This is a genomic window from Streptomyces violascens, assembly GCF_014649955.1.
GTDB classification, from domain to species: Bacteria; Actinomycetota; Actinomycetes; order Streptomycetales; family Streptomycetaceae; genus Streptomyces; species Streptomyces violascens.
The window spans coordinates 428878-450864 of the sequence record NZ_BMUA01000001.1; the positions used below are offsets into that span (position 1 = coordinate 428878).

Here is a 21987-nt window from a genome sequence, read left to right on the forward strand (position 1 = left end):
GGGGTGGTCGCCGCACCCCACAGACAAGGTGCATAATGCATGTGTAGCCCTTCGCGCGTCCCCCGTCGCGAAGGGCTACACCTGCTTGCCGCGGCTGTGCGCCCCGGACGCGCCAAGCGCGCAGGGCACAGCAGCCACCCGAGCAAGGGACTCCCCTCGTGGCCCCTTGTTCGTGTTTTTTCGAGTTAACAGTGACGTAGAGTGTTTCCGCAAGTCCGATTCCGATCGTGGAGCGAGATGTTCCGTTTTGTCGCCGACGACCGTGGCCGACAGCCTCCCCGTCAGCCGGGCTCCTGTACCAAGGTCGGTTAAAGTACGAATCCGTTGACCGAATCGAACATCGCGCATCCTCGGACAGCGCATGAGCGGCGGACGTGGACGTGGGGACCCTGATGGACAACGGCGAAGAGCGCACTCCCGAGCTGACGACGTTGCAGCAGAAGGTCGAGTACATGGTCGAGAAGACCTTCCCGGGGGAGAAGATCTCGGGCCGGGTCTTCGCCGATCTCGTCAAGGAACGAGGCGGCTCGCTCTCGCACAGCTATTTCTCCAACATCCTCGCCGGCAAGGTCACCAACCCGTCCGAGGAGATCCTCAAGGCGCTCGGGATCGGCTTCGGCGTGGACTGGCGCTTCTTCAAGGACGAGTCCGAGGTGGTCGACGACGTCGTGGCGGGGCTCCAGTTCCTCGCGAAGCGGCGTACCGGGGAGATCAGCGGTCTGGCGGGCCGGGGCATCGACGACGACGGGCTCGACCCGGAGCTGCTCCAGTTCGTCCTCTCCCTCCTGGAGGACAACAAGGACAGCAAGGACGGGCGGGACAACGGCCCCGAAACGGCCCCCGGCGGACAGCCCGGGTAGCCGGCACCTCGTGTTCATGACCATTGGCTAAGATCGCAGACCGCTTGTCACATACGCGTGACTACGATCAAGAGGTCTCCATGTCCATGCGCGAGCTGCGGAGAGAGTGCGAAGCCGGCCTTGCGGATCTGCCCATCCCGGCCCCGTTCAGCATTCCGGGGCTTGTGGCGAACATGGAGGAGGCCCGCGGCCGCACCATCGTGCTGCACGAACTGCCCGACCGCCTGGCCCGTGTGAACGCCGCCTGCGGTCTCCGCCTCAAGTCGGGCGGCACCAGCTTCGTGCTCTACCGCAAGCGCCCGACCCTCTATCAGACCCAGCACGTCATCCTGCACGAGCTGTGCCACGAGTGGTTCGACCACGGTACGACCCTGAACGCGGACCAGTTGCGCCAGCTGCTTCCCGTCTTCAACACCTCGCTGATCAAGCGCGTCCTCGCCACCGATGAGCCCGCCGCCGCACCGGCCGAACCCCCCTCCCCCGAGCCGGACGAGCTGCCGCCCGCGGTCACCGAGGCGTTCCGCTCCGGCGGCCCCATCCAGGCGCGGGCCCAGTACGACACCCACGACGAGCGGATCGCCGAGTTCGGCGCCTCGCTCATCCCCCGCATGGCCCGCGATGTGACCAGCGACGACATGGTCGGGCGGCTCGCGAACTCCCTCTCGCGGCCCGTCGCCCACCGGCGCCGCGGTTTCTTCCGCCGCTCGTAGCCCGCTCCCCCTCCTGTCCCCTTCCCCGTCCCCCGAGGAATCTCCGTGACCGCGCTTGACCTTGCCGGCTATCTCATAGCCGGCGTGATGACTGCCGTCGCCCTGTGGCGCATGCCCGCGGCGCTCTGGGGAGACGAGGAGGACAAACGCAGACGCGCCCTGTGGGGCTGCTACGCCGGCTTCGCCGTCGCTCTGTGGACCAAGACGAAGGTCGTGCGCATCGGGCTCAACAACAGCCCCGTCGTCGACCTCGCCGTACTGATCAAGCACTACACGGCGACCATCGCGATCCTGGCGATCCTCAGCTACATCGTGGCGATCTACGGGCACTTCCCGGAGGGCGGCGTCATCCCCCGCCACGTCCGGTTCGCCCGGATCATCCAGCAGGTGGCGGCCAAGGCGTCCGTCGCCACGCTGATCCTGCTGACCGTGCTCTTCTTCACCGTGGTCGACCGCTCGTACGCCTCGGACCGGTTCGTCTCCGACCACGCCGGGCAGTGGGGCGCCACGCTCTACATGAGCGTGTTCTACCTGTACTTGGGTGCCGCATCCGCCGTCTGCGCCTATCAGTGGGCGCTCGCCACCGCCGGGGCCACGGCCCGCCATCTGCGGATCGGGCTCGGCATGATGACGTTCGCCATGTTCATCGGCGTCGGATACACCCTCAGCCGCACCCTGTTCCTGTGGATCAGCGTGGCCGACCAGCCGAGCCCGGCCTTCGCCCTGAAGTTCGACGAGGTCACCGAGGCGGCCCAGGTCGTCCTGTTCGCGTTCTTCGCGCTCGGCGCGTCCATCCCCGCGTTCAGCAAGGGCTGGCGCCGGGTGCGGCTGTGGCGGGCGCAGGCCCGGCTGCATCCGCTGTGGCGGGAGCTGATGACGGCCTTCCCCGACCAGCCCTTCGAGCCGCCGGCCTCGCTCACCCGTGAGCTGACCCGGTTCGGCACCCCGGCGGACCTGCGGATCGACCGGTGGGCCGCCGACATCGCGGACGCCGTCGAGAAGCTGCGCCACTACGTTCCGGACAGCCTGCTCCCGGCCGCCAAGCGGGCCGCGTCCGCCGACAGTCCGCGCGCCGAGAGCGAGGGGCCCCTCGCCGAGGCGTACTGGATCAAGGCCGCACTCGCCGCCAAGGCCGACGGCGCCGCCGCGGGCGATGCCGCGGCCGTCGACACCCTGCACGCCACCGACCAGGACGGCGAAGTCGCCCGGCTGGTACGGGTGGCCGCCGCCTACCGGACCATCAGCGGCGAGCGCGCCCGCAGCGTCCTGGACTCCCTGGAGAAGACCGCGTGAGCGACACCCTGGCCGAGACCGGAAACCGTACGACCGCCACGGCCCGCACCGTCACCGACATCCTCCAGCCCCGCAACGTCCTGCTCGCCGGGATGCTCGGCATCGGCCTGGCTGCGGCAGGCGAGTGGACCGGCCTGCTGTGGGGGCTGCTCGGCGCGCTCTGCGCGGGGCTCATACCGGCCGGCTACATCGAGTGGGAGCGCAAGCGCGGCACCTGGGGCGACCGGCATGTCGTCGACCGCACCAAGCGGGCGCCGATCTTCTTCGTCATCCTCGGCTCGATCGGGGCCGGCTCGGTCGTCATGGTGCTCGGACACGCCCCGGTCGGCATCCTGACCGCGATGCTCGCCCTGTGGGTGATGACGATCTTCCTGCTCGCCGTGAACACGGTCTGGAAGATCTCGGTGGACTCCGCCGTCGCCTCGGCGGTCGTGGCGCTGCTCGCCGTGGTGCACTCCCCCTGGTGGCTGCTCGCCTACGCGATCACGGCCGTGGTGTGCTGGTCGCGGGTCGCCCTGACCTACCACACGGTCATGCAGACGGTGGCGGGCGGCGCGCTGGGCGCTGCCACCTCGGCGGCGTTCCTGTTCGTCTGATGCCGGGCGTCAGGCCCGTGCGTGCCGGGCATAGCGTCCCGGCGCCGTGCCCACCACGCGCTTGAAGTGGCGGGTCAGATGGGACTGGTCGTAGAACCCGGTGGCGCGGGCCACGTCACCGGGTGCCTGCCCGTCGAGGAGCAGCCCGCGGGCCCGGTCGATCCGACGGGCCGTCAGATACTGGTGCGGCGCGATGCCGAACTCCGCGGTGAAGGCGCGCACCAGATGGGTGGGGTGCGCGTGCACCAGGCCCGCGGCCTCCTCCAGCGTCACGCCGTCGACGAGCCGGGCGTCGAGGAGCTCGCGCAGGTGCCGCGCCACCGAGCGGCCGCGACCCGCCGAGCCGCTCACGTGCCGGGGGCGAAGATGGCCGCGCAGCCGCTCGGCGATGAGCGCGAGCCTGCTCTCGGCCTCCAGCTCGTCGCCGCGGTGCGCGAGCGCCGTGTGCAACTGCCCGACCCTGCGGCGCAGCACGGCGTCCACCAGGTCCGGCCCGTCGACGGCGGGCGCGATGAGGCTGTCGTCGAGCTGGGTCCGCTCCAGGTAGACCACCCGCTTGCGAAAGCCCTGGGCGGTCGCCGGGGAGCCGTTGTGCGGAACGTCCGGCGGGAGCAGCGTCACCGCGTCGCCCGGGGTGCCGTGTGCATGGCGGTCCAGGTCGTAGCGCACCGCGCCGTCGTCGACGATGAGGAGCGTCCAGCTGTCGTGGACGTGCATCGGGTAGGAGTGCTCGGTGAACCGGGCGTGGAAGACCTCCACGACTCCCGCGACCCGGGGCCGCCAAGCGGAGATCTCCTGTCCGGCCGTCATGCAAGGAACGTACAAGACGCGGCGGACGCGGGTTCGGCAGTCTCGGTCCATGACATCGCAGTCCATGACTTCAGACAGTGCGCCCGTACGTTTCGACACGAAGATCGCCGTGCTGCTGCGCGACGACCTGCACACCTGGCAGCGGCTCAATGTGACGGCCTTCCTGGTCAGCGGGCTCGGCACGGCGCTGCCCGAGATCATCGGCGAGCCGTACGCCGATGCGGACGGCACTCCCTACCTCCCGCTGTTCCGTCAGCCGGTGCTCGTCTTCGAGGGGAGCAAGGAGGTCCTGCGCGCGGCCCACATCCGCGTCCTGAGCCGTGATCTGACCCGGGCGGTTTTCACGAGCGACATGTTCAGGACGGGCAACGACACGGACAACCGGGCCGCGGTCCGGGCCGTCCCCGGCGCCGACCTCGATCTGGTCGGTCTGGCCGTCCACGGGCCGCGCAACGCCGTGGACAAGGTTCTCAAGGGGGCGCGCATGCACCCCTGACCGGGCTTCGCGTCAGGGCAGGTGGACGGTCACCGTGAGGCTCGCCCTGCACTCCGCCTGAGCCGCCGCGGTCCTCGCCCTGAGCGCCACGGTCTTCGCCGTGCGGGCCGGGCCCGATCCATCCGGGCCCGGCCCGCACGGCACACCTTTGCACGTGAGGTATCCGACCCCCGACACGCCGGTGCGCACGGAATGCGTGCGCACCCCAGAAGGTTGTCCTCGCGTACGGCCGGATCGGTACCGGCCCGGGGGACGCACACGGAGAACGGAATACACAGCCATGGGTGAGTTGATCCTCGTACGTCACGGGGAGACCGAATGGTCACTGTCGGGACGGCACACGAGCTACACCGACCTGCCGCTCACGGCACACGGGCAGGAGCAGGCCCGCGCGGTCGCACCACTGCTCGCCGACCGGCCCGTCGGCCTCGCCCTGGTCAGCCCGCTCCAACGAGCCGTCCACACGGCCGAATTGGCCGGATTCAAGAACGCCCGAATCACCCCGGATCTTCACGAATGGGACTACGGCGGCTACGAGGGCATCACCACCGTGGAGATCCACCGCAGCCGCCCCGACTGGAACCTGTGGACCGACGGCGTCGCCCCCGGCCCCGCCGGCCACCCCGGCGAGAGCCCGGCCGAAGTAGGCGCACGGGCCGACCGGGTGCTGGCCGAGGCCGACGCGGCCCTGCGCGCCGGCGACGAGGACGTCGTCCTGATCGCCCATTCCCACTTCCTGCGCGTCCTCACGGCCCGCTACCTCGGCCTGCCCGCCTCCGGCGGCGCGCTGTTCGTCCTCGACACGGGCGCGCTGTCCCGCCTCGGACGCGAACACGACCGCCCGGTCGTCACCGCCTGGAACTCGGTGCTGCAGCACACGGCGAACTGAGCGGGCCGATCGCGAGGGTGTCGTGCGGATACCCGGCTCGGGGCGGGTGACTCGCCCCGCCCGGACCGGCCCTGCGGGGTCCGGTGCGCGCGTGTCGGGTGGGCGAGCAGAGGAGGCGAGCCTCACCTGGCTCGTGACCTGCCAGGGCGGGGCCCCGCCGGGCGGCGCGCGGCGGCCGGCACACTTTCACGGTGACCGAGCTCAGGTGATGCGCGCGCCGGGCGCCACGCACCTGGGCCGGGTCCGGCGACAGCCCCCTCAGGCCGCCGCGACCACCGCACGGGCCCTGCGCAGCGCCAGCGCCGCCAGGGCCTCCGGGGCGCCGGCCTGCCCCCGGATCCCGGGGAATGCGTTGATGTCGACGATCAGCGGGGCACCATCCCCCGTGTCTATGACATCGACCCCGTAGACATCGAGGCCGAAGACAGCGCCGGCCTCGACCACCAACTCGGCCCAGCCGGACGGCAGTTCGCCGAGCGCGAGCGGAACGGTGGGGCCGCGCCCCTCGGGAGCGAGCTCGGAGCGGCGCAGTGCCGCGAACACCGTGCCGTCGATCACCCAGAGCTTGTGGTCATAGCCGCTGTTCTCGGCGAACTCCTGCGCCACGACGGGCTCGTCCGCCCAGGCGCCGGCCAGTTCGGCCAGCCGGTCCGGGCTGTCGACGCGGGCCACGAGGTCGTGCCGCCTGCTGTGACGGCTCTTCACCACCAGAGGACGGGCCGGCCCGGTGTCGGCCGCGAGCTCGGCCAGTGAACCGAACGTACGGGTCGCCGAGAAGGGCAGCCCCGCATCACGGGCCCGCTCCGCCATGGCCGTACGGTCCTGGCACAGGGTGGTCGCCTCCGCCGAGTTGATCACCGCGGCTCCCCGGGACTCCAGGTCCCTCGCCAGCGCGAGAGCCCGGGACGTGCGTGACTTCAGCAGGTAGACGTCCGCGAGCGGGCCGAGCGCGGCGGCGTCGGCCGTCTCCGGGTGGACCGTCACCACCCGGTGTTCGCGGCTGAGCAGTTCCGTGGTGGCGGCCAGCAGCGGATGGTCCGGCTCGGGCGTGATGAGCCCGACCGTCGTCGCGTCCCTCACCGGCCCTCGCCCGCTCCCGCCGAACTCCGGACGGGCTGTGCCGCCCCGAACGACTGCTCCGGGATCCGTCCCGTGCCGGACACGAAGGCCGCGGCGGCGACCTCACTGCCCGTACGGGCCAGTTCGAGCACCGCGCGGGCCACCTTGGCCGCCGCGTCCGGGACTTGGCGGAAGCTCGGGAAGTCGTTCACGTCGACGACCACCGGCCCGTCCGGGCCGAGCAGCACGTCCACGCCGTACAGGTCGAGTCCGTAGACCGCGCCGACCCGGTCGACGATGGCGGCGACTTCGGCGGGCAGCGGGACGTGGCGTTCGCGGACGCCCTGGTCGGGATGGAGCGGCGAGCGGCGCTCGGTGGCGTACAGCTCGCCTCCGACGCAGTACACCTTGAGGTCGATGCCCGAGTTGGGGACGTACGGCTGGGCTATGAGCATCCCCTCCCCGGCGAGGACGGGCAGCATCGCGTCGAGCCGGTCCGGCGACGGCACGAGGTGCACGGCCCGCCCCGAGCTTCCGTCGGCGGGCTTCACCACCAGCGGATACTCGGACTCGGGTATCTCCGCGAGCAGTTCGGGCCGCGCCGCCGCGTACGTCATCGGCACGGGAAGGCCCCGGCTGCGGCCGATGGCCGAGGCGAGCGCTTTGTCCCGTACGCCGCGGATGGACCGCACATCGTTGACCGTGGTCAGGCCGACCGCGGCGGCGGCTTCCAGGAGCGGGAGCCCCGGGCCGCCGGACACCGTCTTGAGCACCCAGGCGTCGTGGCTGCCCGCGCGGACCGCCTCCGACATCCGCAGCAGCGACCCGCCGGGGCGCACCACGTCGACCTGGTGCCCCCAGGCGTCGAGTTGGCGGATCACCTCGACGGGCATGCCGTCATGGCGGTAGTGCTCTTCCACCAGGAAGCAGAGCCTCATCGACCTTCCCCGTAATGCCCGGACGTCCGCCGATCCCGTCCGGCGAGCTGTGACGTCACAGGATGTCATGAACTTCGGCGTGATTGACCGCCCACCCCGGCCCGGCTACTTTCCCCGCCGTAGCCGCCTCAGCAGACTTCGCTCTACCGGCGCCCCTCCCTCCTGCGGGGTGGGCTTGCGCCGGATGCGTTCGGGTCCGGCAGGACGCGCCGCGGGAGCCGCGGTCCGTGGGCCGGTCCGCCCCAAGGGCCGTGGCGCGGGCGGTTCCGCGCCCACCACGGCACTCCGCTTCGCCGTCGGCCCCACTCCCGCCGGGACGCCCCGCTCTCCCGCCGGGTCCCCGATCGGGCGCGGTGCCGGGCACTGGTCCCGCGCATCCGCGAGAGCCTCCACCAGGCGCAGCCTGTACCACTCGATCTCGTCCGGCTCGTCCGCCAGGAGCACCCGGTCGACAATGGCCTGGGCGATCGCGGACTCGGGGTGGATCCTGAACGTCTCGGGCTGCAGGCGCCTGAGACAAGCCCGTTCGTAGGGATCCCGGACGATTTCGGCGAGGTGTGCGCTGTCGAGGGCGGAGGCGACCGCGGCCGCCTGTTCCCACTGGTCGTCGGTCTGGCGGGCGAGCATGGCGATCCTGCGCCCGCGCCAGTTGCGCGCCCGCCAGTCCTGGCCGTCGTCGGGCGCCGGGTGGCGACCGCTCAGCGACTCCGGCTCGCGCAGGGCCAGTTCGACCAGTTCGTCGGCCAGGTAGAGCCAGACGACCGCCCGGTAGCGGTTGAGGTAGCAGCGCACCGGAGTGAGCCGGCCCGTGCGGGCCAGTTTGGTGAACCGCCCCGGTGCGATGCCGAGCAGGTCGGCGCCCTCGCCGGTGCCGACGGTCCGCACCCGTTCGCGCAGGCACTCGGGAAAGTCGGCCGCGGCTCTCAGCCGGGCCACCTCGCGCGCGGTGACCCGGCGCTGTCCCCCGCCCGGATCCGGGACGGTGCGAATGTGGCCGAGCTGGACGGCCAGTTCGAACTCGCCGCGCCTGAGCTCCAGTTCGCGGGCGGCCGCGCCCGGTGTGAGCCGTTGCCCGGCCGGCGCCGCCGCACGCGCGACGGCGGCGGGCACCACGGCGTTCTTGGTGGTGACAGTGGTGAAGACGGTCATCGGATCCTCCCCTGTGAGGAACGAGTACGCGAGAGACGAATACTCTCGGTGACGACCGTAACTCGCCGCGCGGACATCCCGCGCGGCCTGTGGATAACTCACATCGAGCGCGCGAAGCGCCCGTTCGGACAGCTCAGAGCTCTGTCACGCCGAAGTTCCCGGGCTGCCTGGCAGCCACCGAGAGGTGCTCACCCACCCGGTTGACCAAAAGGGTCATCTCGTACGCGATCTGGCCGATGTCGGCCTCCGCCGAGGCGAGCACGCACAGGCAGCTGCCGTCGCCGGCCGCGGTGACGAACAGGACACCTTCGTCGAATTCGACCATCGTCTGGCGGACCTTGCCGGCCCGGAAGTGCAGGCCCGAGCCCTTGGCCAGGCTGTGCAGCCCGGAGGACACGGCGGCCAGGTGTTCCGCGTCCTCGCGCTCCAGGTCGGCGCTCGCGGCGGTGACCAGACCATCGTTGGACAGCACGATCGCGTGGCGTACATGCTCGACCCGCCGGGTCAGGTCGTCGAGCAGCCAGTCGAGTTCCTTGTTCATAGCCATGTCAGGCCTCCCCGCTCATGCAGTTCCCCGTTTCCCGGTTCCCCTGCCACCCTTCACCACCGGCGCGCCACGGGCAAGCGGTGCCGGGCGCCGGGGAGTCGCGCGGCAGGCGCGGGCGGCGCATCAGCCGACCGAGTCGAGCAGGCGCGCGGTGTGCATGCGCCCCGCGTATTCGACGAGCCGGATCAGGACCTCCTTCCCGGAGTCCCGGTCGCGGGCGTCGCACAGCACGACGGGGGTGCCCGGGTCCAGGTCGAGGGCCGCGGACACATCGGCGGCGCCGTAGGAGCGGGCTCCGGCGAAGCAGTTGACGGCGACGACGAACGGGATGCGACGGTGCTCGAAGTAGTCGACGGCCGGGAAGCAGTCCTCCAGGCGGCGGGTGTCGGCGAGGACCACGGCGCCGAGTGCTCCTTGGGAGAGTTCGTCCCACAGGAACCAGAAACGATCCTGCCCAGGCGTGCCGAACAGGTAGAGGGACAGGCCCGAGCGGATGGTGATCCGGCCGAAGTCCATGGCGACGGTGGTCGTGGTCTTCTGGTCCACACCGCCGGTGTCGTCCACCGACTCCCCCGCCTCGCTCAGGAGTTCCTCGGTACGCAGCGGCCGTATCTCGCTGACCGCTCCGACAAGGGTGGTCTTGCCCACGCCGAATCCGCCCGCGACGAGGATCTTCAGCGCGAGGGCGGGGGTGGGTTCAGAGGGCTCGGAGGCCATCGATCACTTCTCTCAGGATGATCTCGTCGGGCAGTTGCGCGGGCGGCACGGGACGGCTGACGACCACGTGGCCGGCTTCGAGCAGGTCCCCGACGAGGACGCGTACGACGCCGACGGGCAGGTCCGCGTCGGCGGCGAGCTCGGCGACGGACTGGGTCTCCTTGCGGCACAGGGCGAGCAGCGCCCGGTGTTCGGGGCCGAGGAGGGATTCCTCGGCGGGCTCGGGTCCCTGCGGCGCGGCGAGGGTGACGAGCGCGATGAGGTCGAGGCGTACGCCGCTGGGACCGGGTGCGGTGCGGCCGCCGGTCATGGCGTACGGGCGGACCAGCGGCCCCGCTTCGGCGTCGTACCAGTGGCTCGGCCGGTACGCGGGGCCGTCCGGCGGGTGCTCGTTCATGGGGTGGGCGTCCCCTTTCCGGTCAACCGGCGGCCGGCGGGCGCACGATGTGGCGCGGCGGCGTGTAGAGGTGTTCGCCGACACGTTTCACCAGGCGCGCCATTTCGTACGCGATGAGCCCGATGTCGGTGGTGAGCGAGGACAGCACGGCGAGGCAGGAGCCGTCTCCGGCGGCCGCGACGAAGAGAAAGCCGTCGTCCATCTCGACCATGGTCTGGCGCACGCCCCCGACGTGGAAGTGGCGTCCGGCGCCCTTGGCCAGGCTGTGGAATCCGGAGGCGACGGCGGCGAGGTGTTCGGCGTCCTCGCGCGTCAGCGCGCTGGAGGCGCCGACGGCGAGGCCGTCGTTGGACAGGACGACGGCGTGCCGGACCTCGCCCACCCGCAGGACCAAGTCGTCCAGCAGCCAGTCGAGTTCGCCGGAGCGGGATCCGGAGCGGGCTTCGGAGGCGGGTGCCGCCCCGGTGTGGTTCGGGGCGTCGAGCCTCTGGTGGTCGATCATGCGCGGTCTCCTTCGCTCGGGTGGCCGCCGCCGGGCTCGCCCGGTGCGGGAGTGCTTGTGCGGGCGGCGCCGCCGCGGGCCCAGCCGCCCATGTAGGCCGTCATGCGGTCGCGGGCCTGCTCGGGGGTGGGCGAGGCGGCGTCCGGGCCGGTGTCGGGCTCGGGGGCAGGGGCCTCGCGCAGTTGGGGGGCGAGGCTCGCCTGGCGCACCCGGCGCGGCAGTCCGGCCTCCGCGCTGTCCGGGGCGATGCCGCGGGCCCGCTGGCGCAGGGTGGTGACGCCGGGCGGCGCGGGCGGCTCGGGCCGGACGGCCTCAGGTGCGTGCTGGGCGACCAGGGCCGGCCGGGGCGCTCCTTCGAGGGGCACCTCGATCCTCCTGCGGGGTTCGTCGCGCGGCTGGTCCTCGCGCCGGGCGGTGGCCCGCGCGGGCTGGGCGGCGGCTGTGACGGCGGCCTGGAGGAGGCCCGTCGGGAGCAGCACGACCGCGGTGGTGCCACCGTACGGCGAGGTACGCAGATGGACCTTGATGGCGTGGCGGGCGGCGAGGCGGCTGACGACGAACAGGCCGAGTCGGTCGCTGTCGAAGAGGTCGAGCGCCTCGGACTGCTCGATCCTGCGGTTGGCCTCGTCGAGGGATTCGTCGCCCATGCCCAGTCCGCGGTCCTCGATTTCGAGGGCGTAGCCGTTGCCGACGGGCTCCCCCGTGACGCGGACCTTGGTGTGCGGGGGCGAGAACTGGGCGGCGTTCTCGACGAGTTCGGCCAGCAGATGGGTGAGGTCGGCGACGGCGCCGCCGGTGACGGCGGCCTCGGGCAGGCGGCGCACTTCCACCCGGGCGTAGTCCTCGATCTCGGAGACCGCGGCCCGTACCACATTGGTGAGCGGGACCGGCACGCTCCAGGCGCGGCCGGGCGCGGCGCCGGACAGGATGATCAGGGATTCGGCGTGCCGCCGCATACGGGTGGTGAGGTGGTCGAGGCGGAACAGGTCGCCGAGTTCGCCGGGGTCGTCGGCGCGCCGCTCCATGCGGTCGAGCAGGTTGAGCTGGCGGTGGACGAGGACCTGGCTGCGGCGGGCGAGGTTGACGAAGACGCCGGAGATTCCGCTGGCCAGCTCGGCGCGTTCGACCGCGGCGTGCAGGGCGGCCCGGTGGACGGTGCCGAGCGCCTCGCCGACCTGGGCAATCTCGTCCCGCGGGGGCGGCCCGGGCGGCGCCTCGGCCTGGATGTCGAGTTCCTCGCCGGACCTCAGCCTGCCCATGGCGGTGGGGAGTTTGCGCCGGGCGATCTCCAGGGCGCTGTTGCGCAGGCTGATCAGTTCGACGACGAGCCCGCGCCCGATGCGTACGGAGATGACGAGGGAGGCGGCGACGGCGGCGAGGCCGAACAGGACGGCGGCGCCACCCGCGGTGAGCAGTCCGCGGCCGAACGGGTCGGCGCGATCGGCGGCGCCGGCCGCGGCGCCCGTCTCGATGTCGCGCATACCCTTCTGCACGGCGGAGAGGACGGCGTCCCAGGCGGCGGGGTCCACGGCCGTCGCGGCGGCGCGCCCCGGCTCGGCGGACTGGATCTTGTCCTCGGCGGCGCCCAGCGAGGCGTAGGCGCTCTGCCCGCTGAGCGTGGCCCAGGCGCTGTGTTCGGGCCCTGTCAGGTCGGCGGTGGCGCCGGCGGTGAGGGTGCGGCGGCTGTCGACGGCGCCGGTCAGGCGGCGCAGGTGTTCGCTGGTAAAGGTGCGGCCGAGCTGCGCGGAGGACACCAACGCGTCCTCGCGGGCCAGCATTTCGCCCGCCCGGCCGAACTCGTGGAGGACGCGTGCGCCGGAGCCGAGCGCCGGGGCCTGGATGTCGGCGAGCGCGCCGTCGACGTCGAAGCCCGCGCCGATGGTGTCGGTGTAGCGCTGGTAGGCGGCGTCCCAGCCGGTGGAGCGGTCGTGGACGCCGGTGCGCAGCGCGGGCAGTTTCAGGGCCTCGGCGACGAAGGTGCGCAGCCGGTCGGTCACGCCCGCGGGCAGGTCGCCCGCGTCGGCGGCGGTGTGTTCCCGGTCGAGCCTCAGCTTGCCGATCGCCGTGTCGGTGCGCTTGGCCTGCTGGTCGAGTTCGGCGGCCCGGTCGTCGGCCGGAGACGCCAAGTACCGTACGGCGGACCGCCGTTCGGCCTGGAGCTCGGCGACGGCCGCCACGACCGGGGTGCGGATCTGTTCGTCGACGCGGCGCGACTGGCGCAGCGCAGACACGTCCTGGGCGGTGGTGACGGTGGCGAAGCCCCACAGGGCGAGCAGCGAGACGACGGGCACCATCAGGAGCGAGACGATCTTGGCACGCACGGTGCGCGGCCGCAGCCGCCACAGGGCCTCGGCTTCCTGGGGCGCGGGAGGTTCCCCGAGGGCGTGTTCGTCGGCGGCCGGCGGTCCTGCGTGGGCGCGTCGCCCGCGGGCGCCCACCGGGATCGGCGGCGCGGCGTCCGGGGCCTTGCGGGGTATGCGCACGGATCTCCTCGCTTATGGATAGAGCCGACTGCCGGGCAACGCACGGCAGTTCATGGAGTGGGGGCGAGTTGTTCGGCCAAGGCGTACTCGGCGCGTTCGCGGGCCGTCGGCGAGAGGGCGACGAAGGCCGCGGTGATGAAGAGGTAGGACCCGAGGCCGACGGCGAGGGGGAAGATGAACTGCATCGCCGTCGCCCCGGGCAGCTCGGAGCCGCTGGGGGCCACGTCCACGCTCACCGAGATCATTCCGGTGTAGTGCATGCTGCTGACGGCCGCGCCCATCACCAGGGAGGCGACGGCCACCGCGATCGGCGACTTGATGTTGAGCCCGGCCCACAGGGCGGCGGTCGCGGCGACCACGGCGATGACGACGGAGAGCGCGACGAGCACGGGGTCGTAGTGGACCTGCCCGTGCAGCCTGAGGGCCGCCATGCCGAGGTAGTGCATGCCCGCGACGCCGAGTCCGGTGGCGAGGCCGCCGAGCAGCAGGGAGCGGGTGCGGTCCTTGCCGTAGCCGACGGCGAAGACCCCTGCGCCGACGAAGACCATGGCGACGAGGAGGCTGAGGATGGTCAGGAGCACGTTGTAGCGGATGTCGGTGCCGGTGACGGCGAAGCCGAGCATCGCGACGAAGTGCATCGTCCAGATGCCGGTGCCGATGGCGGACGCGGCGGTGATCAGCCAGTTGCGCCGGGAACGGCCGCTCGCCCCCAGGGCGCGCACGGTGCAGCGCAGCCCGAGGGCGGAGCCTATGCAGGCCATCACGTACGACAGCACGGGTGTAAGCCAGCCGAAGGCGACGTGGTCCAGGTGTCCCATGGCTCAGGGACGCTAGTCCGGGGAGGGGCGCACGACAGGGGCGCAGTTCGAAAGCTGCCGGAATATGACGAAGAAATGTTCCAGCGCGATCAGCCTTTGTTCGAACCTGCCCGCCACGGTCGAATTTCAGCCACTGCCGGATCGGTGCCCCATGGGGGATCATGACGGCATGGCCGAAGACCACACACACGTTCAGGAATTCTTCGCCGCCCGGGCGGCCGACTGGGACCGCAAGTTCCCCGACGACGGCCCGGCCTATGCCGCGGCCGTCGCGGAACTCGGCCTCGCGCAGGGCGATGCCGTCCTCGACGCGGGCTGCGGAACGGGCCGCGCGTTGATGCCGCTGCGCGCCGCGGTCGGCCCCGAGGGCACCGTCCTCGGGGCGGACCTCACGCCCGAGATGCTCGCCGAAGCCGTACGGGCCGGGCGCGACCGGTATGCCGCATTGCTGCGCGCCGATGTGGCCCGGCTTCCCCTGCGCACCGCATCCGTCGACGTGGTGTTCGGCGCCGGGCTCATCTCACACCTCCCCCAACCCGCCGAGAATGTGCGGGAGTTGGCGCGGATCACCCGCCCGGGCGGCCGCCTCGCCCTGTTCCACCCGATCGGCCGGGCCGCGCTCGCCGCGCGCCAGGGCCGCCGGATCACCGACGACGACCTGCGCGCGGAACCCCGGCTGCGCCCGCTGCTCGCCTCGGCCGGCTGGCGGCTGACGTCGTACGCCGACGAGGACGAGCGCTACCTGGCGGTGGCCGTGCGCGAGGACTGACGGTCACTCGGATCCGGTATCCGATACCCGAATTCCGTCGGGATCAGACTGCCGCCCGCCCGGCCACTTCGCGCACGAAGGCGGCCGGATTGTCGAACATGATGTTGTGGCCGGCGTCCGCAATCGTCACGACCCGGACGCCGGAGCCGACGAGCTCGGCGCGCCCGGGCAGACAGTCGTCGAGCCCGCCGACCAGATAGGTGCGGTCGAGCGGCAGCTTCATGAGGAGCTCGCGCATCGTCGGCTCCGTGCCGCGCACGAGGCCGATGGCCGTGCGGTGCAGGCCGAGCGGGTCGGCGAGGCGCATGGTCGCCGCCCACAGCGGGCCGACGCGTCCGAGCACCGCCGGGAAGCCGCCGCCGTGCACGAATTCCTCCTCGGTGTACGAGGCGATGCCACTGCTGCCCGCTGTCGGCGCCGGGTTGGGGTCGAGGTTGGCCTCGGTCAGCACGAGCCGGGTGACCAGGTCGGGGCGGCGGTCCGCGAGCACGATGGCGACCGCGCCGCCCATGCTGTGCGCCACCAGCTCGGCCCCGGTGACGCCCGCCGCGTCGAGGGCCGCCGCGAGCGCGCCCGCATGGTCCTCCAGGGTGTAGCCGAAGTCGGCGGGCCGGTCGCTGATGCCGTGGCCGGGCAGATCGACGAAGAGCTGACGGCGGCCCACGAGCGCCGGATGCCCGGCGAGGTGCGCGTGATAGACGGCCGACATCGAACCCAGGCCGTGCACATACACGAGCGCGGGCCCCTCCCCCTCGCTCTCCGTCCACCTGATCCGGCTGCCCCGGCCGTCGAACTCCGCCTGCCGCATAACGCACTCCCCGTCGCTGGTCGCTTCCTTCGGACGGGACATTACATCGTTCACGTAGTACTACGCCACCGATGTACACCACAGATGGGGCAGAATGCGGGCATGCTCGAACTCGCCATCCTGGGATTCCTCTACGAAGCGCCGCTGCACGGCTATGAGCTGCGCAAGCGCATCACCGCGCTCACCGGCCACGTGCGCCCGGTCGGCGAGAGCACGCTCTATCCGGCGATCAAGCGCCTGGAGAAGGCGGGCCTCCTTGCCCGCGAGACCCAGCCGGGGGCGGCGGCCGCACCCCGGCACATGCTCACCCTGACCGAGGCCGGCCGTCAGGATCTGCTGCACCGGCTCGCCGAACCGGACCGCCTCGACGTCACCGACGAGAACCGCTGGTTCACGCTGCTCGCGTTTCTGCGCCATCTGCCGGAACCGGCCGGGCAGGCGGCCGTACTGCGCCGCAGGCTGGCCTTCCTGGAGGAGCCCGCGAGTTTCTTCTACGACGGCGAACGGCCCATCGCCGCCGAGGAGTTGGGCGACCCGTTCCGGCGCGGCATGCTCACGATCGCCCGGGCCACCAGCGCGGCGGAGCTCAAGTGGCTCCGCGCTACGCTGCGTTCACTGGAGTGAGCCGGCCTCACTCGCCCTCGGTCGCCTTGAGGTGCGGTACGGGACAGCCGCGTACGCCCGGCGTCGGAAACGTGCCGAGCTCCGGCACGCGGTAGCCCTTGGGATAGCCCTTGACCTCGGGGTTCTGACGCGCGTAATGAGGCACGGAGCGCGGCGGGAGCAGGCGTACGGCGCGGGCCCGCAGGCGCAACGCACCGCGGACCAGGGTCCTTGCGGCGGGGGCGGGCGGAGCGTAACGGAACGCCCGCAGCAGCGAGTCGTCGAGGAGCGCGAGGCTCGTGGTGCGCAGCATGGGGGCCAGCGGCTTCGGATACCACGAGGCCATCAGGTCGAGGGTCGCGTCGGACACCCGGCGCGCACCCTCGTCGAAGCCGAAGTGGGCGGCCTCGTACTCGTCGAGACAGCGCTCGAACTCCTCGTAGGACTCCGGGATTTCCTTGATGCCCATGTGCTTTCCGAGGGTCTGGTAGTAGCGGGCCGAGGCGCGCAGTTCGTGGTCGCTCAGGCGCCGCCAGCCGTAGGAGTCGATCCAGCGCTTGGGCATGACGACGAAGGTGCAGAGCACGTAGCGCATGTCGTCGTCGCTGATGTCGTACGAGCGGTGCATCTGGTTGATGCGACGCACGGCGGTGCGTCCGTCCACGCTGTCGAAGCCGTGCTCGATGACGGTGTCGAGGAGGAGGGCGGTGTCGTCGTACCGCTTCTGCGGACGGTCCGTCAGTTCCGCTGTCTCGGCGAGGAGTCGGCCGATGCTGGGCACGGCGTAGGTGCGGTACAGCGCGAGTTCCAGGGCGCGCGTGTGGTCCCAGGGGAATTCCAGCGTCGCCGACATCCGGTAGATCGCGAGGAAGTCCCGCTCGGGATCAAGCCGCTGGATTTCCTTGAGCCGGTCGAAGCGAGTCACCGCTGCCCCCTATGTGTCGACGGAGGTTCAACTCTACGTTGGACAGGACCGTTTGAGAGATCGGCGCTGCCGCGCTGCGGCCGGGTCGTCCACGGCAATCCGGGTGAATCCCGGGGAATCCAGGGAAGGTGGTCCTGATGTTCGGGAGATTCCGGAAGTCGGCCCGGTCGCATGCGGCCGACGATCGCCACCACAACATCTTCGAGGCGGCGGCCGCCTATGTGGCGGCCTGTGCGGAGGACGACCAGGACGCGCTGGAAGAGGCGGCGGGCTGGGTCTCGCCGGAGGCCCTCTCCTTCGGGGTGCGCGAGCTGGCCTGCCGGGCGGTCATCGCACTGGCCCGCGACCGCGGCGAGTCCCCGAGCGCGGTCGCCCAGGAGCTGATGGGCCTGCCGGCGGCCTGAGAGGCGCCCTGCGGGCCGGTGGTTCGGGACGGCCCCGCGGGTTGGTCGTTCGCGACCCTCGACGTCCGCGTTACCCACTGGTTAGGGTGCGCCGACGAGCGAACCGAAGGGGAGGATTCCGTGACCGGGACGGACGAGGCCGAAGCGGCCGCAACCGCCGCAGACGAGGCGCTGTATGTGCTCACGGCGGTGCTCCTTACGCCGGCGCAGTTCCCCAGCGTGCTCGGCGACGACTACCCCGAGGCATGCGCGGCGCTCGGCCTCGGGCCGTACGCCCAGGGCTACGGTCTCGTCCTCGGCCAGGACGGCGCGGGCGCCCGCTGGACGGTCGTCGTCGACGACGTGTCGCTGGTGGCGGTCGCGATCGCGTCCTGGGACTGCGGCATGGAGTACGAGCTGTCGCCGGACGAGCGCACGGTGGTGGCGGCCCTGCCGGGCTGGCCCCTGGAACTGGCCGTCTCGGCCCCGGACGTCCCCGCCCCGCACGACCCTGACCCCGGCCCCGAAGCAGGGGGCCGGGCTCCGCTCGCGCCGCCCGACACGAGCGAGTGGGGCCCGGCCCAGCGCCGCCTCGGCGCGGACGAGATCGCACTGCAATGGGCGGCGTGGCGGGAACGGCTGGGGGACGACGCGTTCGGACCGGCGCCGCAGGACGCGGCCGCCGCTGGCTCTGTCGAGCAAGAGGGCAACGGCGACGGCTCCCCCGTGGTGAGTCGCGCGCCGCACGAGGACACCCCCGCCATGCCTGCCGCCCCGGACGAGGATTCCCCCGTCCCGGGCCACTCCGACGACACCGAGACCCACGGGGCCACGGGCGACACCGAGGGCGCCGCGAAAGCCGCCCCGGACACGGCTGCCGCCGAACTCCCCGACACCGGGGCCGAGTTGTCCGGGGTGCGGCGCGTGCTGGCCGAGCTGTGCGGCTACCTCGACTCCGCGCCGCCCGTCGGCCGCGTCCGCTCGGCCTTTGCCCCGGGAGGCGCCCGCATGCTGCGCGCCGACGGCCCCGGCTGGTCCCTGGTCGCCAGGACGGACGACATCGCCTTCGTCCTGCTCGACGAGTCCCCCGGCGAGGTGCACCCCGTGGGCCGCGGCACGGAACTGCCCGCTCTCCTCGAAGCACTGGAGGCCGTGGCTGTGCGGCCGTCCTGAGGGGCATCACCGGTGGGGTGAGTGGCACAAAGCGACCTCTCTCGCCCCCAAGTCGCCGAACCTCACTTCACGTTCCGGTATCACCCGCGGGTGCCCCAACTTGCCCATTCGTGATGGAGCAGGCCAACTGGCAGAGTACAAAGGAGGCAGGCAAAGCACCCGCACATGCGGCACGAGGGGGCAGCAGTATGTCCTGGAGATTCAATCCCGCACCAGGGTGGCCATCCGCGCCTCAGGGCTTCTCGCCGCCCCCGGATTGGCGCCCCGATCCGTCCTGGGCACCAGCACCGGACAACTGGCCGTTCTGGGTGTGGGTCGAGGACTTTCCCGCCCTGGCACCGAGGGGAGCGCGGCCAACAGCGGCTGCCCCGGCCGGACTTACACCCACCGCCGATTCACATCTCGGGGCACAAACCCTGCCGTTTGGTCCGGAAGAACTCCGTGGCGAAGACGGAACGATGACCCTGCGCGGGGATTGGCTCGAGCTGAACTTCAAAGTCGGACGCTTGGGTGATCCGCTGAAGGCGGCTCTTCGGATACGCCGAATTCCCCTCGCAGTGGTTACCGAGGTGCGTTACGAGCCACCAACGGGACGGCGTCGAGGATCGATCCGGCTCGTGGTCGTTCCCGGAACGGATCCCCTGCGCCCGCTCCTGAGGAGAACCGAGCCGGGGCCGGACAGCGACCCGGACACCTTGGTCATCTCACATGCTCACGCCGTGCAGGCAGCCACGTTCGCCGAGATGTTGCGAGCCCGGCTGACAGCAGCGGGACCGGCTGTCGGTGCCGACGACGCGCCTTGGATCGAGAGCGGCGTCCTGCCGATTGAGGTGTCCGGGTCCGACGGGCGTGTCAGCTTCGACGGGACGACCGTGGGCCTGCGGTTCGGCCGCCTGGCATCGCCGGAGAAGAGGAGGACGGGCCGCCGGGACCTTCCGCTGGAGGCGATCGCCGACGTTCGGGTGGAGCACCCCGGGTTCACAGGGTGGTTGCACTTCGCGCTCGCGGGGACGCCGGTGGCCGACCCGGGCAGTCCGAGGACCGACCTCAACACACTGGTACTCAACGCCGACCGCTCCGAGTCCTACGCCATTCTCGGAGCAGCCGTTCTGGCGGGGGTCCATCGGACAGCAACCCGCGTTCACGCGGAACTGCTCGCCCCGTGCCAGCCATCGCCTTCGAGCAGCGACGACATCCGTCCGGAACGTCGCGACAGCAGGACCCCGACGCAAAGCGGGAGCCGTAGTCCGTCATGGGCGGAGCCCACCCCCGTCGGATCCGGCCTCGCACCTGCCGATCGCCCTCGTTCAGTGTCCCGGAAAGAACGGCGCGCGGCCGCCCGGGCGACGAAGGACTACGCGAAGGCCCTGGTGGTGTGGGAGCGGGAGCAGCGACTCCTCGACGAGCTCGTCGCTGCTGCCCGTCGCATCGGGAAAGCTTCCAGGGGTGCCACCCACGATCTTTTCATCCTGAAGGCGAACGAGACGGTCCTGTGGACCGGCCGAACGTCATTGGTCGAACCCCGCCGCCGGCCCGGTCACTACTCCGGAGGCTCCTCCGGTGTCCGATTGGGCATCGCGAAGGGTGTCTCCGTCCGGGTCGGCGCATCGAGTCGGCACTACACCCCCGGGCCGGAGGTCCAGACACCGGTCGATCGGGGAACGGCCATGGTGACCACCCAGCGCGTCGTGTTCAAAGGGCCTCATGCCAGCAGGGAATGGGCGTTCCCCAAGCTTCTCGGCGTGGAGAGCGCCACGGACGGCAAGAGTGTGCTTCTGCCCGTTTCGAACAGGCAGAAGGTCTCTGGATTGCTGCTCGGCGATCTCGCCGAGGAATGTGCCGCGTTCCTGGCTCTCGGGCTGGCCGTACTGGAACACGGACCCTCAACGGTCACCGCCGAGTGCATGGCAGCGGCTGAGCGCCACCGCGGGGAGCGGCCCAGTCCGCCGAGCCCCTCTGGCGCGCAGACCGAGTGAGGCCGGCCGGGACGAGCCCGCTCAGCCGAGCGTCAGCCAGGCAAGGCTGCCCAGACCGGCCACCGTGCAATAGATGGCGAACGGGGTCAGGGTTCGGGTTTCGAAGTACTTGGTGAGGAAGCGGACCGCGACGTACCCGGCGATGAAGGCGGCGGCGCTGCCCGCCAGTACCTGGCCGCGGATGCCGTCGCCCTCGTGGCCAAGCAGGGACGGCACCTTCAGCAGGGCCGCGGCGGCGATCACCGGAGTGGCGAGCAGAAAGGCGAAGCGGGCCGAGTCCTCGTGGGAGAGGCCCCGGAAGATGCCCGCGCTGATCGTGGAGCCCGAGCGGCTGATACCGGGGCACAGTGCGAGGATCTGCGCGGCCCCGATCCAGACGGCCTGGCGGTAGGTGAGCCGGGTCAGGCGTCGGTCGGAGAGTTCGTCCGGGTCGAGATGCTCTTCGCCCGGCGCCACGGACGCGCCCGCGCGGCGACGGCCATTGCCGCCCCGGCGCAGCTGCTCGGTGAGGTAGAGCACGATGCCATTGAGGGCCAGGAAGACAGCGGTCGGGACCGGCTTTCCGAGCGTGGAGCGGAAGAGGTGGTCGAGAGCCAGGCCCGCGATGCCGACCGGGATCGTGGCCACGATGAGCAGCCACGCCAGCTTCTGCTCGACCGTGACGATGCGGCGCTCGCGTATCGAAGTGACCAGGCCACGTGCCACCCGGACCCAATCCCTGCGGAAGTAGACGACGAGCGCGAGCGCGGTGGCCAGATGCAGCCCGATCAGGACGTTCAAGTACGGCGATCCATCGGCCGACACGTCCAGGTCCCGCTTCCAGTGTCCGCCGAGCAGCGCGGGCAGCAGAATGCTGTGGCCGAGGCTGGATACGGGAAACAGTTCGGTGACGCCTTGAAGCAGGCCGACGCCTATCGCTTCCGGGTAGGTCAGAACAGACATCGACGGCTTTCGGTGCGTAGAGGGTCCCTGACGCGGAAACGCGCGCAGAACATGAGCGGCCCGGCGAAACTACAACACGTTGTGGGAGGTGAGTCCCGGGCATCGGAACTGTTCAACTCGTCGTTTCCTGACGTTCATTGATGC

The 21987-nt window shown here is 71.4% G+C and carries 24 protein-coding genes; 11 read left to right on the plus strand and 13 right to left on the minus strand.

Annotation, left to right across the window (positions count from 1 at the left end):
• Positions 1–392: 392 nt before the first annotated feature.
• The 4 genes from IE206_RS01995 to IE206_RS02010 all read left to right on the plus strand — a co-directional run bounded on the left by IE206_RS01995 (position 393) and on the right by IE206_RS02010 (position 3459).
• Entirely contained in the window at positions 393–860 is a 468-nt protein-coding gene (locus tag IE206_RS01995) for a hypothetical protein (RefSeq protein ID WP_189960742.1), read from the plus strand.
• An 80-nt stretch (positions 861–940) separates the two neighbouring features.
• Positions 941–1570, plus strand: a complete 630-nt coding sequence (locus tag IE206_RS02000) for a toxin (RefSeq protein ID WP_189959964.1) — start codon at positions 941–943, stop codon at positions 1568–1570.
• 45 nt (positions 1571–1615) lie between these two features.
• Positions 1616–2863 (plus strand): MAB_1171c family putative transporter, encoded by a 1248-nt coding sequence (locus IE206_RS02005; RefSeq protein ID WP_189959967.1) that lies wholly within the window; start codon positions 1616–1618, stop codon positions 2861–2863.
• Positions 2860–3459 carry a phosphatase PAP2 family protein gene (locus IE206_RS02010; RefSeq protein WP_189959969.1) on the plus strand — a complete coding sequence of 200 codons (600 nt, stop codon included), beginning with the start codon at positions 2860–2862 and terminating at the stop codon, positions 3457–3459. The genes IE206_RS02005 and IE206_RS02010 overlap by 4 nt, the downstream gene beginning before the upstream one ends.
• Before the next feature lie 9 nt (positions 3460–3468).
• Here the strand turns inward: IE206_RS02010 and IE206_RS02015 are convergent, their stop codons facing one another.
• A complete protein-coding gene (locus IE206_RS02015; RefSeq protein ID WP_189959970.1) occupies positions 3469–4269 on the minus strand; it encodes a helix-turn-helix transcriptional regulator in 801 nt (266 codons plus the stop codon).
• Here IE206_RS02015 and IE206_RS02020 point away from each other — a divergent pair.
• Entirely contained in the window at positions 4268–4765 is a 498-nt protein-coding gene (locus tag IE206_RS02020) for a DUF2000 domain-containing protein (RefSeq protein ID WP_189959973.1), read from the plus strand. The genes IE206_RS02015 and IE206_RS02020 overlap by 2 nt on opposite strands.
• Before the next feature lie 280 nt (positions 4766–5045).
• Positions 5046–5654 carry a histidine phosphatase family protein gene (locus IE206_RS02025; RefSeq protein WP_189959975.1) on the plus strand — a complete coding sequence of 203 codons (609 nt, stop codon included), beginning with the start codon at positions 5046–5048 and terminating at the stop codon, positions 5652–5654.
• A gap of 258 nt (positions 5655–5912) precedes the next feature.
• On the opposite strand, the gene IE206_RS02030 is transcribed toward IE206_RS02025, so the two are convergent.
• The 9 genes from IE206_RS02030 to IE206_RS02070 all read right to left on the minus strand — a co-directional run bounded on the left by IE206_RS02030 (position 5913) and on the right by IE206_RS02070 (position 14264).
• Positions 5913–6734: an ATP-grasp domain-containing protein gene (locus IE206_RS02030; protein WP_189959977.1), complete on the minus strand. Its 822-nt coding sequence runs from the start codon at positions 6732–6734 to the stop codon at positions 5913–5915.
• Entirely contained in the window at positions 6731–7651 is a 921-nt protein-coding gene (locus IE206_RS02035; RefSeq protein WP_189959979.1) for an ATP-grasp domain-containing protein, read from the minus strand. Before IE206_RS02035 ends, IE206_RS02030 begins: the two co-directional genes overlap by 4 nt.
• A gap of 105 nt (positions 7652–7756) precedes the next feature.
• Complete coding sequence (locus IE206_RS02040) at positions 7757–8800, minus strand: DUF6397 family protein (protein WP_189959981.1); 1044 nt, start codon at positions 8798–8800, stop codon at positions 7757–7759.
• 133 nt (positions 8801–8933) lie between these two features.
• Positions 8934–9347: a roadblock/LC7 domain-containing protein gene (locus IE206_RS02045; RefSeq protein ID WP_189959984.1), complete on the minus strand. Its 414-nt coding sequence runs from the start codon at positions 9345–9347 to the stop codon at positions 8934–8936.
• Between the two features lie 123 nt (positions 9348–9470).
• The gene (locus IE206_RS02050) at positions 9471–10064 is read right to left on the minus strand and encodes a GTP-binding protein (RefSeq protein ID WP_189959986.1); all 594 of its coding nucleotides are present in this window, start codon (positions 10062–10064) and stop codon (positions 9471–9473) included.
• Positions 10045–10461 carry a DUF742 domain-containing protein gene (locus tag IE206_RS02055; protein ID WP_189959988.1) on the minus strand — a complete coding sequence of 139 codons (417 nt, stop codon included), beginning with the start codon at positions 10459–10461 and terminating at the stop codon, positions 10045–10047. Before IE206_RS02055 ends, IE206_RS02050 begins: the two co-directional genes overlap by 20 nt.
• A 22-nt stretch (positions 10462–10483) precedes the next feature.
• On the minus strand, positions 10484–10963 hold the full coding sequence (locus IE206_RS02060; RefSeq protein WP_189959989.1) for a roadblock/LC7 domain-containing protein: 480 nt from the start codon (positions 10961–10963) through the stop codon (positions 10484–10486).
• A complete protein-coding gene (locus tag IE206_RS02065; protein ID WP_189959991.1) occupies positions 10960–13446 on the minus strand; it encodes a sensor histidine kinase in 2487 nt (828 codons plus the stop codon). The genes IE206_RS02060 and IE206_RS02065 overlap by 4 nt, the downstream gene beginning before the upstream one ends.
• Positions 13447–13496: 50 nt before the next feature.
• Positions 13497–14264, minus strand: coding sequence for an MHYT domain-containing protein (locus IE206_RS02070; RefSeq protein ID WP_189959993.1), 768 nt, complete (start codon positions 14262–14264; stop codon positions 13497–13499).
• Positions 14265–14433: 169 nt separating this feature from the next.
• On the opposite strand from IE206_RS02070, the gene IE206_RS02075 reads away from it, so the two are divergent.
• The gene (locus tag IE206_RS02075) at positions 14434–15033 is read left to right on the plus strand and encodes a class I SAM-dependent methyltransferase (RefSeq protein WP_189959995.1); all 600 of its coding nucleotides are present in this window, start codon (positions 14434–14436) and stop codon (positions 15031–15033) included.
• Positions 15034–15076: 43 nt separating this feature from the next.
• Here IE206_RS02075 and IE206_RS02080 read toward each other — a convergent pair whose 3' ends face one another.
• Entirely contained in the window at positions 15077–15841 is a 765-nt protein-coding gene (locus tag IE206_RS02080) for an alpha/beta fold hydrolase (RefSeq protein ID WP_189959997.1), read from the minus strand.
• 102 nt (positions 15842–15943) lie between these two features.
• Here IE206_RS02080 and IE206_RS02085 point away from each other — a divergent pair, with 102 nt between their 5' ends.
• Positions 15944–16465, plus strand: a complete 522-nt coding sequence (locus IE206_RS02085) for a PadR family transcriptional regulator (protein ID WP_189959999.1) — start codon at positions 15944–15946, stop codon at positions 16463–16465.
• A 7-nt stretch (positions 16466–16472) separates the two neighbouring features.
• Here IE206_RS02085 and IE206_RS02090 read toward each other — a convergent pair whose 3' ends face one another.
• Positions 16473–17369: an oxygenase MpaB family protein gene (locus tag IE206_RS02090; RefSeq protein ID WP_189960001.1), complete on the minus strand. Its 897-nt coding sequence runs from the start codon at positions 17367–17369 to the stop codon at positions 16473–16475.
• Between the two features lie 137 nt (positions 17370–17506).
• On the opposite strand from IE206_RS02090, the gene IE206_RS02095 reads away from it, so the two are divergent.
• The 3 genes from IE206_RS02095 (at position 17507) to IE206_RS02105 (ending at position 20901) form a co-directional block, all read left to right on the plus strand.
• The gene (locus tag IE206_RS02095; RefSeq protein ID WP_189960004.1) at positions 17507–17773 is read left to right on the plus strand and encodes a hypothetical protein; all 267 of its coding nucleotides are present in this window, start codon (positions 17507–17509) and stop codon (positions 17771–17773) included.
• A gap of 120 nt (positions 17774–17893) precedes the next feature.
• Positions 17894–18925 (plus strand): hypothetical protein, encoded by a 1032-nt coding sequence (locus IE206_RS02100; RefSeq protein WP_189960005.1) that lies wholly within the window; start codon positions 17894–17896, stop codon positions 18923–18925.
• Positions 18926–19431: 506 nt separating this feature from the next.
• Positions 19432–20901 (plus strand): DUF4429 domain-containing protein, encoded by a 1470-nt coding sequence (locus tag IE206_RS02105; protein ID WP_189960007.1) that lies wholly within the window; start codon positions 19432–19434, stop codon positions 20899–20901.
• A gap of 21 nt (positions 20902–20922) precedes the next feature.
• Here the strand turns inward: IE206_RS02105 and IE206_RS02110 are convergent, their stop codons facing one another.
• The gene (locus IE206_RS02110) at positions 20923–21843 is read right to left on the minus strand and encodes an undecaprenyl-diphosphate phosphatase (RefSeq protein ID WP_189960009.1); all 921 of its coding nucleotides are present in this window, start codon (positions 21841–21843) and stop codon (positions 20923–20925) included.
• Between the last annotated feature and the right edge of the window lie 144 nt (positions 21844–21987).

Excerpts from the sequence above, each read along its gene's own strand:
- IE206_RS01995 (WP_189960742.1), top strand. The coding sequence starts at position 393 with ATGGACAACGGCGAAGAGCGCACTCCCGAGCTGACGACGTTGCAGCAG.
- IE206_RS02000 (WP_189959964.1), top strand. The coding sequence starts at position 941 with ATGTCCATGCGCGAGCTGCGGAGAGAGTGCGAAGCCGGCCTTGCGGAT.
- IE206_RS02020 (WP_189959973.1), top strand. The coding sequence starts at position 4,268 with ATGCAAGGAACGTACAAGACGCGGCGGACGCGGGTTCGGCAGTCTCGG.
- IE206_RS02015 (WP_189959970.1), bottom strand. The coding sequence starts at position 4,269 with ATGACGGCCGGACAGGAGATCTCCGCTTGGCGGCCCCGGGTCGCGGGA.
- IE206_RS02025 (WP_189959975.1), top strand. The coding sequence starts at position 5,046 with ATGGGTGAGTTGATCCTCGTACGTCACGGGGAGACCGAATGGTCACTG.
- IE206_RS02035 (WP_189959979.1), bottom strand. The coding sequence starts at position 7,651 with ATGAGGCTCTGCTTCCTGGTGGAAGAGCACTACCGCCATGACGGCATG.
- IE206_RS02040 (WP_189959981.1), bottom strand. The coding sequence starts at position 8,800 with ATGACCGTCTTCACCACTGTCACCACCAAGAACGCCGTGGTGCCCGCC.
- IE206_RS02045 (WP_189959984.1), bottom strand. The coding sequence starts at position 9,347 with ATGGCTATGAACAAGGAACTCGACTGGCTGCTCGACGACCTGACCCGG.
- IE206_RS02050 (WP_189959986.1), bottom strand. The coding sequence starts at position 10,064 with ATGGCCTCCGAGCCCTCTGAACCCACCCCCGCCCTCGCGCTGAAGATC.
- IE206_RS02055 (WP_189959988.1), bottom strand. The coding sequence starts at position 10,461 with ATGAACGAGCACCCGCCGGACGGCCCCGCGTACCGGCCGAGCCACTGG.
- IE206_RS02060 (WP_189959989.1), bottom strand. The coding sequence starts at position 10,963 with ATGATCGACCACCAGAGGCTCGACGCCCCGAACCACACCGGGGCGGCA.
- IE206_RS02070 (WP_189959993.1), bottom strand. The coding sequence starts at position 14,264 with ATGGGACACCTGGACCACGTCGCCTTCGGCTGGCTTACACCCGTGCTG.
- IE206_RS02075 (WP_189959995.1), top strand. The coding sequence starts at position 14,434 with ATGGCCGAAGACCACACACACGTTCAGGAATTCTTCGCCGCCCGGGCG.
- IE206_RS02080 (WP_189959997.1), bottom strand. The coding sequence starts at position 15,841 with ATGCGGCAGGCGGAGTTCGACGGCCGGGGCAGCCGGATCAGGTGGACG.
- IE206_RS02085 (WP_189959999.1), top strand. The coding sequence starts at position 15,944 with ATGCTCGAACTCGCCATCCTGGGATTCCTCTACGAAGCGCCGCTGCAC.
- IE206_RS02095 (WP_189960004.1), top strand. The coding sequence starts at position 17,507 with ATGTTCGGGAGATTCCGGAAGTCGGCCCGGTCGCATGCGGCCGACGAT.
- IE206_RS02110 (WP_189960009.1), bottom strand. The coding sequence starts at position 21,843 with ATGTCTGTTCTGACCTACCCGGAAGCGATAGGCGTCGGCCTGCTTCAA.